The following is a 16,182-nucleotide window of genomic DNA, read 5'->3' as shown; positions in this document are numbered from 1 at the left end:
GCTGCCCGGTGTGGAGCACGAGAACGCGACGCACCCCCAGCCGCCCGCCGACCGCGACGCGAAGGAGCGGCTCCCGCGGCACGTCGGCCGGCCGCCGGAGCCGAAGGGCACGCTGACCGCCTTCGACGGACGCCTCGTCATCGACCAGGACACCCGAGCCGTCACCCTGGACGGTCGCGAGGTCCGGCTCACCCGCTCCGACATCAGGCTGCTGCGCGCCCTGGTCGAGCTGGGCGACGGCGTGCACGAGCCGCACTCGGTCATCTGGCGGGCCTACGGGGCGTCGCTCCACCCCCACGAGCTGAGGCACCCGATGACCGTCCTGAGGTGGAGACTCGGCGAGCCCTCCTGGATCGTGCGGACCGAGCGGGGCTACGGCCTGCGGCCCCCCGAGCCGCCGCCCCCCGCGGACCCGGCGTAGGACGACGGCCGACAGGCGTGCGGCCGGACCCGGCGCGCCGGGCGGGCGGGCGCTTCTGGGAGAGTGCGGGTATGACGATCCCGCTCCTTCGCTGCGCCGTCCTGGACGACTACCAGGGCGTCGCCACCAGCCTCGCCGACTGGTCCCCGGTGACCGACCGGGTCGCCGTGACGGCTTTCCGCGAGCACTTCGGCTCGGAGGAGGAACTCGCCGCCGCGCTGGCCGACTTCGACATCGTGGTCACCCTGCGCGAGCGGGTGCCCTTCCCCGCCTCGCTGTTCGCCCGGCTCCCGAAGCTCCGGCTGCTGGTCGCCTCCGGCATGCGCAACTCGGTGATCGACCACGCCGCTGCCGAGGCGCACGGGGTGACGGTCTGCGGCACGGCCAGTTCCTTCACCCCGCCGGTCGAACTGACCTGGGCGCTGCTGCTCGGACTCGCCCGCGGCCTCGTCCAGGAGAACACCGCGCTGCGCGAGGGCGGCCCCTGGCAGAGCACCGTCGGCGCCGACCTGCACGGCCGGGTGCTCGGGCTGCTCGGGCTCGGCAGGATCGGCGGTCCGGTCGCCCGGGTCGGGACGGCCTTCGGCATGGACGTGGTCGCCTGGAGCCGGAACCTGACCGACGAACGGGCCGCCGCGGCGGGCGTGCGCCGGGCCGCGACCAAGGAGGAACTGCTCGGCGAGAGCGACTACGTCTCGATCCACCTCGCGTCCAACGCGGGCACCCGGGGGCTCATCGGCGCCGCCGAACTCGCCCTGATGAAGCCCGAGGCCTACCTGGTCAACACCTCCCGGGCGGCGATCGTCGACCAGGACGCGCTGCTCGCCGCGCTCACCGGCGGCCGGATCGCGGGCGCCGCCGTGGACGTCTTCGACCTCGAGCCGCTGCCCGCCGACCACCCGATGCGCACCGCGCCCCGGTTGCTCGCCACCCCGCACCTCGGCTACGTCACCCAGGACAACTACCGGCGCTACTACAACGAGGCGGTGGAGGACATCGCGGCCTTCCTGGCCGGCGAACCGATCCGCCGACTGGGCTGACGCCGGTGCCACCGGCTCCGCCCCGGCCGCATACTGACCGCATGGCCGACCGCACGACCGACCGCAGGAGTGACCGCCGCCCGAGCGAAGACGGGCGGCCGGGGCCTGACCGGCGCGGGGTGCTGCGGGCGGGAGCGGCGGCGCTGCTGCTCGGCGCGGCCGGGTGCGGCGGCGGGGGCGGACCGCGGGCGGCGGAGTCCGGCTCGGCCGCCGCGCCGACCGCCGCGCCGACCGCCGCGCCGACCGGAGCACCGACGCCGTCGGCCGCGCCGACCGCGATGCCCAGCGTGACACCCAGCGTGACACCCGGCGTGACGCCCTCCCCGCTGCCCCGGCCGCCGCTGTGGCAGCCCGGTCCGTCCGAGGTCCAGCCCGACGTCAAACGCCGTGCCGTCGAGCTGGTCGCGGCCCTGGGCGCCTGGCCGCCCGGCGGGCAGGGCGTGGAGGCGGCCCGGGCCAGGGTGGCGGCGCTCGGGCTGCCGCCCGCGCTGGCCGACCAGGCCGGCCCGCTGGCCCCGGCCGCGCCGGAGGCGAGCCTGGAGGTGATCGTCGCCCAGTACGGCGGGATCCTGGACGACTCGGCGAGCGTCCTGGTGGTCTGCCGGCAGTGGACCAGGGGCGCGGACGGCTCCGTGGCCGAGGGCGGTACCACCGTGGACGTCCGGCTGAGCCGGGCCGAGCCGCGCTGGACCGTCACCGAGCTGCACCCCGGGGTCGCCGGGCCGGCCGCCGCCGCCCCGCCCCCGGCGGTGGCCCGGGTGCTCGCCGAGCCGAGGATCGAGCTGCCGCCCGAGGCGGCGGCCGACCTGCGCAGCGGCACCGTGCACGACAGCGCGCTGGACGCGATGCTGCGGCTGGCCGGCCCGTACACGCTGTCGGTGAGCGTGGTGCGGACCGGCCACCCGCTGGACGTCTTCGGGACGACCCGGCCCAGCGACCATCCGCTGGGCCGGGCCTTCGACGTGTGGCGGATCGACGGCATGGCCGTGGTGGATCCGGCGACGCCCCGGCAGCTGATCGAGTCCTTCATGCGGGACGCGGCCGCCGCCGGCTCGTACAACGTGGGCGGCCCGGTGGCGATCCCGGGCGCCGGCAACCGGTTCTTCACCGACGACACCCACCACGACCACTGCCACGTGGGGTTCGACCACTAAGGCGTGTCCGACTAGCTGACGTTGACGCCGCTCCAGGCCGCCGCGACGGCCTTGTACTCGGTGCTGTTCAGGCCGTAGAGGTCCTTGGCGGCGTTCAGAGAGGCGGTGCGGGCGCCCTTGTAGGTGGTGGTGGAGGTCATGTAGACGGTCAGCGCGCGGTACCAGATCCTGGCGACCTTCTGGTTGCCGATGCCGGTCACCGTGGAGCCGTTGCAGGTCGGGCTGTTGTAGGTGAAGCCGTTGATGGTCTTGCTGCCGCTGCCCTCGCTGGCGAGGTAGAACCAGTGGTTGCCGACGCCCGAGGAGTTGTGCACGTCCAGCTTGCCGACCGAGCTGCTCCAGCAGTCGGCCGAGGAGCCGTCCAGCGAGGGCTTGTCGAAGCGGCGCAGCCACGGCGGGGTGGACTGGTCGCTGAACAGGTAGTCGGGGGTGTCCACCTTGTTGTCGGCGTACCACTCGACCATCGTGCCGAAGATGTCGCTGGTGGACTCGTTGAGGCCGCCGGACTCGCCGCTGTAGCGCAGGTTGGCGGTGGCGCTGGTGACGCCGTGGGTCATCTCGTGGCCCATGGTGTCGAGGTCGACCTGCTCCGGGTCGTGCGAGCCGTCGCCGTCGCCGGTCATCATGCAGAAGCAGCTGTCGGACCACTGGGCGTTGTCCCAGTTCGTGCCGACGTGGACGAAGACGGTGGCGCCCTTGCCGTCGTTCTTGATGCCGTTCCGGCCGAAGGTGTTCTTGTAGTAGTCGTACGTCCAGGCGGTGTTGGCGTGGGCGTCGACGGCCGCGGTGGAGCGGTCGGTGGAGAACTTCCTGCCGTCGCCCCAGACGTTGGTGGTGCTGGTGAAGGCGGTGCCCGAGGTGGCCTTGACCGAGCCGGACGAGAGGTTGTGGGCGTCCTTGGTGACGTGGCCGCGGACCGGGTCGGTCAGGGTGTAGCCGCCGCTGACCGGGGTGGTGTCGATGGTGATCGTGCCGGTGTACTCGGAATTGCCGGTGCCGGAGGCCTGGTGCTCGGCGTCGTAGGACTCGATCTGCTCCCCGGTGGTGGCGTCGGTGACGACGACCTTGCCGGCCGGCTCGCCGTGCGGGCCGGAGCCCTCGACGGTGGTGCGCCAGGCGAGGCGGGGGGTGCCGTCGGCGGCCCAGACGACCAGCTCGGGGGTGCTGACGGCGTCCCGGACGCCCGGGGCGGCGGACAGCGCGTCGGCGGCGCCGGACTGCGCGGGCACCTTGGGGACGGTCGACTTCACGGCGGCGTCGTGGGCGGCCGCGCGGGAGGTGTCCTTCAGCCGGCCCTTGGCGTCCTGGTGGACGACCAGGTCACCGCCGACCACCGGCAGGCCCTGGAAGGTGCGGTCGAAGCGGACGTGCGAGGCGCCGTCGGCGTCGAGTACGACGTCCTTGAGCATCAGGTCCTGGCCGGAGCCGAAGCCGAACACCGCGGCGTTGTGAACCACGTTGGCGCGGGCCTGGGATATCGCGGCCGCGCGGGGGTCGGCCGCGGCGGAGGCGGTGGCGGCGGGGACGGTCGCGCCCGCGAGGGCGGCGACGACCGCGATGGCTCCGGCCACGCGGGCACGGCGGAAGGAGGACGTGGGGGTCACTCGGAACTCCAGTGGGGGTGAGCTGCAGGGAAAGGAGCTGCGTCAGAGATTGACGGCGGTCAGTCAGGTGCAGCTAGAGGGAAGGTCATAACTTTGCCAAGTTGTGTCCTTTGTCGATCAAAAATGATCCAAAGTTAACAAGCGCTCCACAGTGCGGTCGTGACGATCCCCTAGGCGTACGGACGGTTGGCACCGGGACGGGCGCCCCCTAGGCTTCCGCCCCATGGACGGATGGGTGGGGGCCTGGACCGGTGGGCGGGCGGCGGTCCACGTGGGCGACGTCGCTGACTTCAACGCGCAGTTCCTCGCCGCCTCCACGGACGACGCCCAGCGGCTGCGGCGCCTGCGGCACGCGCACCACTACGCCTGCCTGGCCGTCGGCTACAGCCCCGAACCGGCGGTGCTGGTGCTGCCCGCCGAGGTCGCCCCGGAGTGGACCGACTGGCTGACCCGGGAGCTGGCCTGGGGAGCGGTCGAGGTGCACAGCGGCGTCGCGCCGGACCGGACGGTGGCCGAGGCGCTCGCCGCCCGCCCCGCCCTCGCCGCCCGGATCGCCGACTCCGGCCGCCCGGTGATCCGTTGGGGCCGGACGGCCGCCCACGGCGAGGGGCCCGAGCTGGCCGCCGTCCGCCACTACGAGTCCAAAGCCGCCGCGCACGACCTGTTCACCGCCCTCGCCCCCGCGCACCCCGGCATCCGCCCGCCGCGCCAGGAGCGCCCGGAGAGCCGGCGCCGGGCCGCCCGGCGGCTGACCGCCCGCGCCGCCCGGGGCCTGACTACCGTGCTGAAGAGCCCGTACGGCGTCGGCGGCTACGGCACCGTCGTGGTCGAGCCCGCCGAGCTGTTCGCCGCGGGCGGCGGCCGGGCCCTGCTGCGAAGCCTGGTGGCGGCCGAAGTCCTGCCGGCCGACGGTGCGTTGCTGCTGGAGGAGCACGTCGACCCGGGACCGGGCGCCCGACTGCGCGACCTCACCTACGACGCGGTGATCGGCCCGGACGGCACCGTCCACCCGGTCGGCGCGGGCGCCATGGAGGTGGCCGGCACCCGCTACCAGGGCGCCACCGTCGGCCCCGGGGCGGTGCCGGACGGCGCCGCCGCCACCGCCCGCCGGTTCGCCCTGGCGGTGGGGGAGCGGCTCGCCGCCGACGGCTACCGGGGTTGGTACGACGTCGACTTCGTCACCGACCGGGAGCGCCGGCTCGCCCCGACCGAGATCAACCTGCGGCTCACCGGCCCGGCCGTCGCCTTCGCGCTGGCCGCCCGGCTCGACGAGGTGCGCGGCCCGGGCCACCTGGTGCGCACCCTGGACGGCATGCCGCTCGGCGCCCGGCTCGCCCAGGCGGCCCTGCACGACCACCTGGAACGGCTGCGGCCGCGCTGCGCCCGGCTCGGCGTCACCCTGCTGCCGCTCATCCCGACGGCGAGCCACGAGCCGGAGCCCACCGTCGGCCTCGCCCTGGCCGGTCCGGACGCCGAGGCGCTGGACGCGGCCGAGGCGCTGGTCACCGCCGCCAACCACGGGCTGGCCGGGATGTTCGAGGCGCTCAGGTGAGCCCGGTCAGCCCGTGCTCCGCGTCTTCGGCTTCCGCAGCAGGAACGTGACCACCACGACGGCGGCGAGCATCAGCGGAACGTTGAAGACGAGCACCAGCGCGGTCTCCCGCGGCCAGTCGGTGGCGGCTGTGAGCCGGTACAGGTTGTCCTGCGGCCACCAGGAGGCGAGCAGCCAGAACACCGACAGGTAGGTGAGCAGCGAGAGCCGGAACGAACGGCCCTGGCGCAGCACCACCGGAAGCCCGAAGAACAGGAAGGCCAGCCCGGCACCGAAGGCCAGGTTCTCGCAGAGGTAGAGGAACTCGAAGACGGTGGCGTAGCCGCCCGGCACGGCGGAGACGTCCGTGGAGCGCGGGAAGAAGCCGTCGGTGGTCACCCAGGCGAGGAAGGCCCCGATCACGACGGACAGCACGGCGAAGCAGCCCGTGGGGCTCGCCTCCCCGGCTCCGCCCCCGGCCTTGCCGCCGCCCTTGCCCCGGGCGCGGCCGCCCGCCTTGGCGGAGCGCGGGGCGGTGTGCTCCGGCGGGGCGGGCAGCGGCAGGGCCGCGCGGTCCAGCTTGCCCGCCCGGGTGCGCGGCAGCTCCGGCACCGGGACGACGGCCGCGGGCACCTCCCCGGCCGGCAGCTCCGCCGCCAGGTACTGCGAGAGCGACCAGCCGTCCGCGCCCTCGTCCGTCGGCATCGTCACCGCGTAGCCGACCAGCCGGCGCTGCCCCGGCCGCAGGTCCACCTCCACCACGGCGGCCTCCCGCACCGCCGGGTGCGCGCGCAGCACGCCCTCGGCGCGGGCCGCCGCCGCCACCCGGGAGACCACCGATCCCTTGCGGGCCCGCGGGACCGGCCCGAGCGCGTTCGCGGCCCGGCCGATGAACTCCAGCACGCCGTCCGGCCGCAGTCGCCCGATGTCCCCGGTCAGCAGCACCCGCCCGTCCGGGTCGAAGTCCGCCCGGACGAAGCGGCGTTCGGTGTCCGCGGGCCGGTTGAGGTAGCCGCTGACCAGTCCGGTGCCGGCGATCGCGATCTCCCCGGCCGATCCGGGCCCGGCCGGGGTGCCGTCCGGGCCGAGCACGTACACCCGGGTGCCGGGGAAGGGGCGGCCGACCAGCGAGACCCGCTCGGCGCCGTCGGCGGTGGCCGCGCCCCGCACGTCGAAGTAGGTGCTGTCCACGGTGGCCTCGGCCAGGCCGTACACGTTCAGCACCCGGGTGTGCTCGCCGAGCAGCCGCTGCAGGCCCACCTGCTCGTCCAGGTACCACTTCTCGGAGCCCACGGTGAGCAGCCGCACCCCGGGCAGGCCGCCGCCGCCCCGCTCCAGGAGGGCGGTCAGCCGGCGCGCGGTGCGCACGTTCAGCTCCAGCACGGTGATCCGCTCGGCGGCCACCAGGGCGGGCAGCGCGCCCAGGTCGGCGGTGCGGTCCAGGGTGAGGTTGAACGGGGTGACCACCAGCGTGGCGCCGGAGCACAGCGCGCGGACCCAGTCGGCGGTGAACACGTCGAACTCCAGGCTCGCCGTCTGCAGGATCCGGTCCTCCGCGGTCAGCCCGTACACCTCCCGCCAGCCCTCGTACGCGGCCAGCAGGTTGCGGTGCTCGACCAGCGCGCCGGTGGGCAGGCCGGTGGAGCCGGAGGTGTAGAAGACGCAGGCGAGGTCCTCGGGCGCGACCTCGGGCGGCTCGAACGGATCGGCTGCGCCGTCCGGTTCGACGCCGTCGACGCAGACCAGCGGCGCCCCGCTCGCGTCCACCAGCCGCAGCCGGTGCACCTCCTCGGTCACCACCACGTCCGGCGCGGCGTCGGCCAGCACGTGCCGCAGCAGCGCGTCCGGCGCGCTCGGCTCCAGCGGCACGTAGGCCGCGCCCGCCTTCAGCACCGCCAGCAGCGCCACGTACACCTCGGTGCCGCGGCCCAGCGCCACCGCGGCCCGGCCGCCCGGTGCCAGGCCGCGCTCCGCCAGCACCGCGGCCAGCCTCCGCGCGCGCCCGTCCAGCTCCCCGTACGTCAGCTCCCGGCCGCCGCAGCGCACGGCCACCGCCGCCGGCGCCCGGCGCGCCTGCCGCTCGACGAGCCCGTGCAGGGTCCGGGCCCGCTCGGTGTCCACGCTCATCCCGCCTCCCCCTCGTCCCCTCTTCCCCTCGAAGGCACGATCCTCCTCCCAACTCCCCCCGGGCAACAGGGTTGTGGCGGGTCCATCCTTCGGACGGTCCGGCCCCGCCCCGGCGAACGGTTGTAGTCTGCACGCGGACGGACGGCGCCGGGCCCGTCCGGCGCCGCGATCGGAGACCCACCCCATGAGCAAGCCCTTCGACGGCCCGCTGCTGCGCACCCAGGACGTGGACGTGGTGCGCGACGGCCGGTACCTGCTGCGCGGGATCAGCCTGGAGATCCAGCCCGGCGAGCACTGGGCGCTGATCGGGCCCAACGGGGCGGGCAAGTCCACCCTGCTCGCCCTGCTCGGTGCGGTCTCCCACCCCACCCGGGGGGAGGTGGACGTGCTCGGCCGCCGGCTCGGCCGGGTCGACATCCGCGAGCTGCGCGCCCACCTCGGGCACGTCAACCCGCGCCACCCGCTGCGCTCGCCGCTGACCGTGCGCGAGGTGGTCCTCACCGGCTACGCCAACACCATCGAGCCCGAGCTGCACCGCAAGCCCGCCCCGGAGGTGCTGGAGCGGGCCGAGCTGCTGATCGAGACGCTCGGCATGGGCGCGATGGCCGAGGCCCCGTGGACCACCCTCTCCCAGGGCGAGCGCGGCCGGGCCCTGATCGCCCGCGCCCTGATGCCCAGCCCCCGGCTGCTGCTGCTCGACGAGCCCGCCACCGGGCTGGACCTGACCGCCCGCGAACTACTCCTGGACAGCCTGGACCTGCTGCGCCACCAGCACCCGGACCTGGCCAGCGTGCTGGTCACCCACCACCTGGAGGAGCTGCCGGAGAGCACCACCCACGCCCTGCTGCTGCGCGGGGGCGCGTGCGTGGCGGCCGGCCCGGTGGCGGAGGTGATGACCACCGAGCTGGTCAGCGAGACCTTCGGCCACCCGATCCGGATCAGCCGCCACGAGGGCCGCTGGACGGCCCGGGCCGCCGCCCGCCGGGCACCGGGAAGGTAACGGTTCAGGGGGTGGGTGTGGACGCTGGGACATCCTTACGTAAGGTATGCCTTAGCTAACGACGGGGTCCGCCCCCGCCGACCCGCAGAACCCTGGCACCCTCATGCCCTTTTCCGTTGGAGCCCGCATGTCCGCCCGCCGCCGTTCCACCGCAGCCGCGCTGCTCACCCTCGCCGTGGCGACCGCAACCCTGGCCGGCTGCTCCTCCAAGAAGGACGACAAGGCGTCGTCCGACGCCGTCAAGGTGAACGCGACCGACACCGCGTGCGAGGTCTCCACCACCACCTTCCCGGCCGGTCACGTCGTCCTGGACATCAGCAACAAGGGCTCCAAGACCACCGAGGTCTACGTGTACGGCGCCGGCGACAAGATCGTCACCGAGCGCGAGAACATCGGCCCCGGCACCAAGGCCAGCATCAACGCCGAGATCAAGGCCGGTTCGTACGAGATCGCCTGCAAGCCCGGCATGGTCGGCGACGGCATCCGGCAGAAGGTCACCGTGACCGGCGAGGGCGGCAGCGCCGCGCCCGCCGACCCGCGCCTGGCCGCCGCCGTCGACGCCTACCGCGCGTACGCGCAGCAGCAGGCCGACGCCACCGTCCCGGCCGTCCAGGCCTTCGCCGACGCGATCAAGGCCGGTGACCTGGAGAAGGCCAAGTCGCTGTACGCCCCCTCGCGCACCGGCTGGGAGCGCACCGAGCCGGTCGCCGAGAGCTTCGGCGACATCGACCCGAAGACCGACACCCGCGAGGACAAGGTCGAGGCCGGCCAGCAGTGGACCGGCTGGCACAAGCTGGAGAAGTCGCTCTGGGCCGACGCCCGGATCGGCGACGACGAGAAGAAGCTCGCCGACCAGCTGGTGGCCGACCTCAAGGACTGGCAGGCGAAGATCCCGTCCGCCGAGATCACCGCGACCAGCATGGCCAACGGCGCCAAGGAGCTGCTGGACGAGGTCGCGACCAACAAGATCACCGGTGAGGAGGACCGCTACAGCCACACCGACCTGGCCGACTTCCAGGCCAACGTCGAGGGTGCGCAGAAGGCCTACGAGCTGCTGAAGCCGGTCGCCTCCGAGAAGGACGCGGACCTGGCCAAGACGCTGGACTCCGAGTTCGCCTCCATCAACGCCCTGCTCGCCAAGTACAAGCAGGCCGACGGCACCTTCACCTCCTACGACAAGGTCACCGAGGCCGAGCGCAAGACCTTCTCCGACGCGGTCAACTCGCTGGGCGAGCCGCTGTCGAAGCTGGCCGCCGCCGTGGTCGCCAAGTAACCGGCCGCGCCACCGGCACCACCCGCTCCACGACGCCGTGGCGGCCCGACCGGCCGCCACGGCACCGGTGAGTCGGCGCACAGCCGCTCAGCACCACCCCAGTCGAACACCCGAGCAGTTCAGCCAGCACAGCAGTTCAGCCAGCAGAGCATGTCAGTACCGAGAAGGGCCCGCCCGCCGATGGACGCCGAGAACGAGCAGCAGAACGGGACGCCGGCCGCCGCCACCGCCGCCGACGCCACCGCCACCGACGCCGCCGCGAGCACCAAGGGGGCGGTCAGCCGCCGCGCCGTCATCGGCTGGGCCGGTGCGGGCGTCGCGCTCGGCGCCGCCGCCGTCGGCTCGGTGGCCGCCGCCACCCGGCAGGACGACCCGGCCCCCGCGGCCGCCTCCGTCCCGACCGGCGCCGAGGTGCCGTTCTACGGCGACCACCAGGCCGGCATCGCCACCCCGGTCCAGGACCGGCTGCACTTCGCCGCCTTCGACGTCTCCGAGAAGGCCACCCGCGAGTCCCTGGTGAAGCTGCTCAAGGAGTGGACCAAGGCCGCCGCCGCGATGACCGGCGGCCGCGAGGTCGGCAGCGGCGCCGCCACCGGCCTGCCCGAGGCCCCGCCGGACGACACCGGCGAGGCCCTCGGCCTGCCCGCCTCCCGGCTCACCCTGACCATCGGCTTCGGCCCCAGCCTGTTCGAGAAGGACGGCGTGGACCGCTTCGGCCTCAAGGCCAAGCGCCCCGACGCCCTGATCGACCTGCCCGCCTTCAAGGGCGACAAGCTCGACCCGACCCGCAGCGGCGGCGACATCTGCGTCCAGGCTTGCGCCGACGACCCGCAGGTCGCCGTGCACGCGATCCGCAACCTGGCCCGGATCGGCATGGGCACCGTCAACATCCGCTGGTCCCAGCTCGGCTTCGGGAAGACCTCCTCCACCACCCCGGACGCGCAGACCCCGCGCAACCTGATGGGCTTCAAGGACGGCACCCACAACATCGCGGGCACCGACACCGCCAAGCTCGCCGACCACGTCTGGGCGGCCCCCGGCGACGGCCCCGAGTGGATGACCGGCGGCTCCTACCTGGTCGCCCGGCGGATCCGGATGCACATCGAGACCTGGGACCGCACCTCGCTCAAGGAGCAGGAGGACGTCTTCGGCCGGACCAAGGGCGAGGGCGCCCCGTACGGCAAGGCCAAGGAGCACGACGCGCCCGACCTCAAGGCGATGCCCGCGGACTCGCACGTCGCGCTCGCCCACCCGGACGCCAACAACGGCCTGATGATCCTGCGCCGCGGCTTCTCCTTCACCGACGGCACCGACGGCCTCGGCCGCCTGGACGCCGGCCTGTTCTTCCTCGCCTACCAGCGCGACACCCGCAAGGCCTTCGTGCCGCTGCAGACCCGCCTGGCGGCGAGCGACAAGCTCAACGAGTACATCCAGCACGTCGGTTCCGCGCACTTCGCCTGCCCGGCGGGCGTGCGCAAGCCGGGGGAGTGGTGGGGCCAGGCCCTGTTCGGCTGAGGCCCCCGCCCCGCCCCCGTCCGTACCACCCTCTTCACCCCCAGGAGGCCGCGTGTTCGGCAACTACCTGATCGGCCTGCGCGAAGGACTCGAAGCCAGCCTGGTCGTCTGCATCCTGATCGCCTACCTGGTCAAGACCGACCGCAAGGACAAGCTGCCGTCGGTCTGGCTCGGCGTCGGCGCGGCCGTGGTGCTGTCGATGGCCTTCGGCGCGATCCTGCAGTTCGGCTCCTCGCAGCTCACCTTCGAGGCCCAGGAGGCGCTCGGCGGCTCGCTGTCGATCATCTCGGTTGGCCTGGTGACCTGGATGGTGTTCTGGATGCGGCGCACCGCGCGGCACCTGAAGACCGAGCTGCACGGCAAGCTGGACGCGGCGCTCGCGATGGGCACCACCGCCCTGGTGGTCACCTCCTTCCTGGCCGTCGGCCGCGAGGGCCTGGAGACGGCGCTGTTCATCTGGTCGGCCGTGCAGGCCACCGGCGACGGCTGGAACCCGCTGATCGGCGCGGCGCTCGGCCTGCTCACCTCGGTGGTGCTCGGCTGGCTCTTCTACCGCGGCGCGCTGAAGATCAACCTGGCCAGGTTCTTCACCTGGACCGGCGCGATGCTGGTCGTGGTCGCGGCCGGCGTGCTCGCCTACGGCGTGCACGACCTGCAGGAGGCCGGCTGGCTGCCGGGCCTGCACAGCACGGCCTTCGACATCTCCAGCACCATCCCCAAGGACAGCTGGTACGGCACCCTGCTGAAGGGCGTCTTCAACTTCCAGCCCGACCCGACGGTGCTGCAGCTGGTGGTCTGGCTGCTCTACCTCGTCCCCACGCTGGCGTTCTTCTTCAACGTCCTCGGGGGCGGCGGCAACACCAAGCCCGCCCAGCGCGCCACCGCCAAGTCGGCCGCCTGACCGGTACCCCGCCCTCGAACCGCCCCGCCCGGCACCAGCCGCGCGGGGCGGTTTCGTCATGAGTGCGTCACGGTCGGAACCGGTCCGGTGGTGGGCGTCGTGGTGGCGGGTGGACATGCCGATCGACCACCCGTGGGGGGAACATGACCGTTCGCAGGCCTGCCGGGCCGGCCACCGCAAGCGTGGCGGTGCTTGCCGCCGTCGTGCTGCTGACCGCGTGCGACGACGCCGCGGGGGCGGGCGCGCGGCCGGCGCCGACGGCGGCCGTCACCGGGGCGGGGCCGGCGCAGCCGACGAGCAGCGGGAAGCCCGCCGCGCCCGGCGCGACGCCGACCGGGCCGATGGTGACGCAGTCGGCCGGCGCACGCTGCAGGGCCGACGAGCTCACGGCCACCGTGCAGCTCCAGGGGGCCGGTTCGGCCATGGTGACGCTCACCGACAAGGGCAGCCGGAACTGCACCCTGTTCGGCTACCCGGGCTACGGCGGACTGCGGCCCGACAACGCCGCGGACCCCTTGGCCGTCAAGCGGGAGGCGCACCCCGGGCCGCCCACGGCGGTCACCCTGAAGCCGGGGACGACCGCCTTCGCCGGCCTCACGTGGAGCTCCTGCGACAAGGCCGACCCGAGCTGCCACGTGCTCGGCGGCCTGCGGCTCACCCCGCCGGACGAGACCACGCAGCTGACCGCCCAGGTGATCGGCCTCGACGGCAAGCCCGTCGCGCAACTGCTCGTCTCCGCCCAGGGCCTGACCACCGGCAGCCTGCAGCCCTCCAGCCAGGGCGTGGTGTTCGCCGGGCCGTGACCACGCGGAGGAGCCCCCGGGCGGTGACGCCAGGAGCCCCCGGGACGGGTCCGTTCGGACCGCCCCCGGGGCTCCTGGCGTCGCGCTCCGGGCTACTCGCTCTTGATGGCGCCCAGGATGTCCAGCCTCGCCGCCTTGAAGGCCGGCCACAGGGCGGCCAGCAGGCCGATCACCGCGGCCGCGAGCAGGAAGGTGCCCACCTGGACCGGCGGCACCACGGTGGTGATGCCCTTGAGGTCGTCCGCCAGCGTACGGACTCCGGCCCACGCGACCAGGATGCCGAGGCCGATCCCGACCAGCCCGCCGAACAGCGCGATCAGCAGGGACTCCAGGCGGACCATCCGCCGGATGCCGAGCCGGTCCAGGCCGATCGCCCGCAGCATGCCGATCTCCCGGCGGCGCTCGAACACCGACATCGCCATGGTGTTGACGACGCCGAGCACCGCGATGACCACGGACATGCCGAGCAGCCCGTACATCATGTTCAGGATCCCGGTGAGCAGCTGGCGGTTCTCCGCCTTGATGTCCTTCTCGCCCTTGACGGCGATCAGCGGGTTGCCGCCGGTCGCGTCGCGCACCGCCTGCTTCAGCTCCCCGGTCGGGCCGTTCGCGCCCTTGACCAGGACCTTGTCCAGACCGGAGCCGGGCAGGGCGTGCGCGCCGACGACGGCGTCGGGGGCGATGATCCCGGCCAGCACCGAGTTGGGCTCGATGACGGCGCCCACGGTCAGCGTGCCCTTGCTGCCGTCCGGGTAGGTGACGGCGAGGGTCTCGCCGAGCCGGTAGCGGCTCTGTCCGGAGGTGCCCGCGTTCACCATCAGCTTGCCCTGCTTGAGGGCGTCCGCGCTGCCCTCCTTGACCTTGACGGTGACCAGCCGGTCGATGGTGGTGGCGTCGACGGACGTCAGCCACTCGGTGTCCGATCCGTCCGCGCCCGTCTCCACCGGGAGGCTGCGCACCACGCTCGTCGCGGCGACGCCGGGCGCCTTGGCGATCTGGGTGGAGACCTCGGGGGAGAGCATCGAGAAGTTCTCCATGGTGACCGCGTAGTCGGCCTTGAGGTCGTTCGCGGCCGCGTCGTCCACGGCCTTGTTCACCGAGGCGCCGATCACGGTCAGCGAGGTGATCAGGGTGACGCCGATGGTGAGCGCGGAGGCCGTGGCGGCGGTGCGGCGCGGGTTGCGGATCGCGTTCTCCTTGGCCAGCTTGCCCGGGGTGCCGTACAGGGCGCGCAGCAGCGGGGCGAACAGCGCGATCAGCGGCCGGGACAGCAGCGGGGTGAGGACGAACACGCCGATCAGCAGCGCGCCCGCGCCGAGGCCGACCAGCTTGACCGACTTGCCGGCCACACCGGCGGCCAGGGCGGCCGCACCGGCGAGGGAGAACAGCAGGCCGATGGTGTTGCGGATCACCAGGCTCTTCTGGGTGGCGGGCTGCTCGGCCGAGCTCATCGCCGCCACCGGGGCGATCCGGGAGGCGCGGCGGGCGGGCAGCCAGGCCGCCAGGACCGTCACCAGCACGCCGACCAAGATCGCGGCGACCACCGTGCCCGGGGCGACGATCAGCGGGCCGTCCGGCAGGTTGGCGTCCATCGGGCCGTTGAGGAAGGACCTGAGCCCGACGGCGATCCCGATGCCGGCCAGCAGACCGGCCACCGACGCGGTGAGGCCGACCAGGAACGCCTCGATCAGCACCGAGCGGGTGATCTGGCGGCGGGTCGCGCCGACGGCGCGCAGCAGGGCGAGCTCCCTGGTGCGCTGGGCCACCAGCATGGTGAAGGTGTTGGCGATGATGAAGATGCCGACGAACAGGGCGATGCCGGCGAAGGCCATCAGGAAGGTGCTCAGGAACTTGGTGCCCTGCTTGATCATCCGGTCCTGCTCGGCGGCGAGTTCGCGGCCCGTCCTGGCCTCGATGTTGTCGCCCTGCGGGACGGCCTGCTTGACGGCGCCGAGCAGCGCGGTGTCGTCGGTGCCCGGCTGGGCCTTGACGTCGAGTTCGGCGAAGCGGCCCGGGCTCAGGTAGAGCTGCTGGGCGGTGGCGGTGTCGAAGGCGGCGAGCGAGCCGCCGGCCGTCACCCGCGGGTCGTTGGTGCGCAGGGTGCCGGTGAGCTTGAGCTCCATGACCGGGCCGTTGACGGCGACCCGGACGGTGTCGCCGACCTTGTAGCCGCCCTTGTCGGCGGTCTTGGCGTCGAGGGCGATCTCGGTGGCGTTCTTCGGGCCGCGGCCGGCGACCAGCGGGTAGCGCGGGTCGGTGCCGTCGGCGCCCGGCACGTAGTTGGTGCCGGTGGTGGAGAAGCCGTTGCCGATCAGCGCGCCCTTCTTGTCGGCGATGCCGGCGAAGCCGCTCACCACGCCGCGGGCGTCGGCGACGCCGGGCAGCGCGGCGACCTTGGCGCGGGAGTCCTCGGTGAGGGTCGGGCCGGTGGTGACCCGGCCGCCGTGGTCGTACCCGCGGCCGCCGGCCTCGCGGTCGCTGACGGTGACGGCGATGTCGGTGTAGCTCTTGGAGTTCTGGGTCCTGAGCGCGTTGCCGAGGGTGTCGGAGAAGACCAGGGTGCCGGCGACGAAGGCGGTGCCGAGCATGACGGCGAGCGTCGTCATCAGCAGTCGGCCCTTGTGGGCCAGCACGTTGCGCAAAGCGGTGCGGAACATGGTGGGTTGTCAGTCCTGGGGTGCTCGGGGACGGGTGGCGTCGGGCTGCGGGCCGGTGGGCCCGGGCTGGCGTGGTGTCAGCTGGTGCGGCCCTTGGCGTCGAAGCGGCGCATGCGGTCCAGGACGGTGTCGGCGGTGGGGTGGTGGAGTTCGTCG

At 73.7% G+C, this 16,182-nt stretch carries 12 protein-coding genes and 1 pseudogene; 9 read left to right on the top strand and 4 right to left on the bottom strand.

From position 1 onward, the window contains the following. Positions 1–10: 10 nt before the first annotated feature. The 3 genes from ACZ6Y7_RS23635 to ACZ6Y7_RS23625 all read left to right on the top strand — a co-directional run bounded on the left by ACZ6Y7_RS23635 (position 11) and on the right by ACZ6Y7_RS23625 (position 2,615). Entirely contained in the window at positions 11–421 is a 411-nt protein-coding gene (locus tag ACZ6Y7_RS23635) for a hypothetical protein (protein ID WP_465759912.1), read from the top strand. A 71-nt stretch (positions 422–492) separates the two neighbouring features. Then, positions 493–1,461, top strand: a complete 969-nt coding sequence (locus ACZ6Y7_RS23630; RefSeq protein WP_465759911.1) for a D-2-hydroxyacid dehydrogenase family protein — start codon at positions 493–495, stop codon at positions 1,459–1,461. Positions 1,462–1,502: 41 nt separating this feature from the next. Beyond that, positions 1,503–2,615: a hypothetical protein gene (locus tag ACZ6Y7_RS23625; protein ID WP_465759910.1), complete on the top strand. Its 1,113-nt coding sequence runs from the start codon at positions 1,503–1,505 to the stop codon at positions 2,613–2,615. Positions 2,616–2,626: 11 nt separating this feature from the next. Here the strand turns inward: ACZ6Y7_RS23625 and ACZ6Y7_RS23620 are convergent, their stop codons facing one another. Beyond that, the gene (locus ACZ6Y7_RS23620; RefSeq protein WP_465759909.1) at positions 2,627–4,219 is read right to left on the bottom strand and encodes a M4 family metallopeptidase; all 1,593 of its coding nucleotides are present in this window, start codon (positions 4,217–4,219) and stop codon (positions 2,627–2,629) included. Positions 4,220–4,442: 223 nt separating this feature from the next. On the opposite strand from ACZ6Y7_RS23620, the gene ACZ6Y7_RS23615 reads away from it, so the two are divergent. Continuing rightward, positions 4,443–5,771 carry a hypothetical protein gene (locus ACZ6Y7_RS23615; RefSeq protein WP_465759908.1) on the top strand — a complete coding sequence of 443 codons (1,329 nt, stop codon included), beginning with the start codon at positions 4,443–4,445 and terminating at the stop codon, positions 5,769–5,771. Between the two features lie 6 nt (positions 5,772–5,777). On the opposite strand, the gene ACZ6Y7_RS23610 is transcribed toward ACZ6Y7_RS23615, so the two are convergent. Next, positions 5,778–7,877: an amino acid adenylation domain-containing protein gene (locus tag ACZ6Y7_RS23610; RefSeq protein ID WP_465759907.1), complete on the bottom strand. Its 2,100-nt coding sequence runs from the start codon at positions 7,875–7,877 to the stop codon at positions 5,778–5,780. A gap of 184 nt (positions 7,878–8,061) precedes the next feature. On the opposite strand from ACZ6Y7_RS23610, the gene ACZ6Y7_RS23605 reads away from it, so the two are divergent. From ACZ6Y7_RS23605 to ACZ6Y7_RS23585, 5 genes are all read left to right on the top strand, one after another. Further along, positions 8,062–8,877 (top strand): ABC transporter ATP-binding protein, encoded by an 816-nt coding sequence (locus ACZ6Y7_RS23605; protein ID WP_465759906.1) that lies wholly within the window; start codon positions 8,062–8,064, stop codon positions 8,875–8,877. 127 nt (positions 8,878–9,004) lie between these two features. Beyond that, entirely contained in the window at positions 9,005–10,150 is a 1,146-nt protein-coding gene (efeO, locus tag ACZ6Y7_RS23600; protein WP_465759905.1) for an iron uptake system protein EfeO, read from the top strand. 150 nt (positions 10,151–10,300) lie between these two features. Continuing rightward, on the top strand, positions 10,301–11,665 hold the full coding sequence (efeB, locus tag ACZ6Y7_RS23595; RefSeq protein WP_465759904.1) for an iron uptake transporter deferrochelatase/peroxidase subunit: 1,365 nt from the start codon (positions 10,301–10,303) through the stop codon (positions 11,663–11,665). A gap of 52 nt (positions 11,666–11,717) precedes the next feature. After that, the gene (gene efeU / locus ACZ6Y7_RS23590) at positions 11,718–12,566 is read left to right on the top strand and encodes an iron uptake transporter permease EfeU (protein ID WP_465759903.1); all 849 of its coding nucleotides are present in this window, start codon (positions 11,718–11,720) and stop codon (positions 12,564–12,566) included. Between the two features lie 143 nt (positions 12,567–12,709). Next, positions 12,710–13,369, top strand: coding sequence for a DUF4232 domain-containing protein (locus ACZ6Y7_RS23585; RefSeq protein ID WP_465759902.1), 660 nt, complete (start codon positions 12,710–12,712; stop codon positions 13,367–13,369). A gap of 92 nt (positions 13,370–13,461) precedes the next feature. Here ACZ6Y7_RS23585 and ACZ6Y7_RS23580 read toward each other — a convergent pair whose 3' ends face one another. Together ACZ6Y7_RS23580 and ACZ6Y7_RS23575 are read right to left on the bottom strand one after the other, a co-directional pair. After that, positions 13,462–16,026 (bottom strand): ABC transporter permease, encoded by a 2,565-nt coding sequence (locus ACZ6Y7_RS23580; RefSeq protein WP_465759901.1) that lies wholly within the window; start codon positions 16,024–16,026, stop codon positions 13,462–13,464. 77 nt (positions 16,027–16,103) lie between these two features. Then, a pseudogene (locus tag ACZ6Y7_RS23575) lies at positions 16,104–16,182 on the bottom strand (ABC transporter ATP-binding protein); the annotation flags it as partial.

This window comes from Kitasatospora sp. NPDC053308 (assembly GCF_055585785.1).
Note: the sequence above shows the minus strand (reverse complement) of the source record. Positions and strands in the feature narration are given on the sequence as shown.

What these genes read in the sequence shown, in the direction of transcription:
- ACZ6Y7_RS23625 (WP_465759910.1), top strand. Translation starts at nt 1,503, where the DNA reads ATGGCCGACCGCACGACCGACCGCAGGAGTGACCGCCGCCCGAGCGAA.
- ACZ6Y7_RS23580 (WP_465759901.1), bottom strand. Translation starts at nt 16,026, where the DNA reads ATGTTCCGCACCGCTTTGCGCAACGTGCTGGCCCACAAGGGCCGACTG.
- ACZ6Y7_RS23585 (WP_465759902.1), top strand. Translation starts at nt 12,710, where the DNA reads ATGACCGTTCGCAGGCCTGCCGGGCCGGCCACCGCAAGCGTGGCGGTG.
- efeB (WP_465759904.1), top strand. Translation starts at nt 10,301, where the DNA reads ATGTCAGTACCGAGAAGGGCCCGCCCGCCGATGGACGCCGAGAACGAG.
- efeO (WP_465759905.1), top strand. Translation starts at nt 9,005, where the DNA reads ATGTCCGCCCGCCGCCGTTCCACCGCAGCCGCGCTGCTCACCCTCGCC.
- ACZ6Y7_RS23615 (WP_465759908.1), top strand. Translation starts at nt 4,443, where the DNA reads ATGGACGGATGGGTGGGGGCCTGGACCGGTGGGCGGGCGGCGGTCCAC.
- ACZ6Y7_RS23605 (WP_465759906.1), top strand. Translation starts at nt 8,062, where the DNA reads ATGAGCAAGCCCTTCGACGGCCCGCTGCTGCGCACCCAGGACGTGGAC.
- ACZ6Y7_RS23630 (WP_465759911.1), top strand. Translation starts at nt 493, where the DNA reads ATGACGATCCCGCTCCTTCGCTGCGCCGTCCTGGACGACTACCAGGGC.
- ACZ6Y7_RS23610 (WP_465759907.1), bottom strand. Translation starts at nt 7,877, where the DNA reads ATGAGCGTGGACACCGAGCGGGCCCGGACCCTGCACGGGCTCGTCGAG.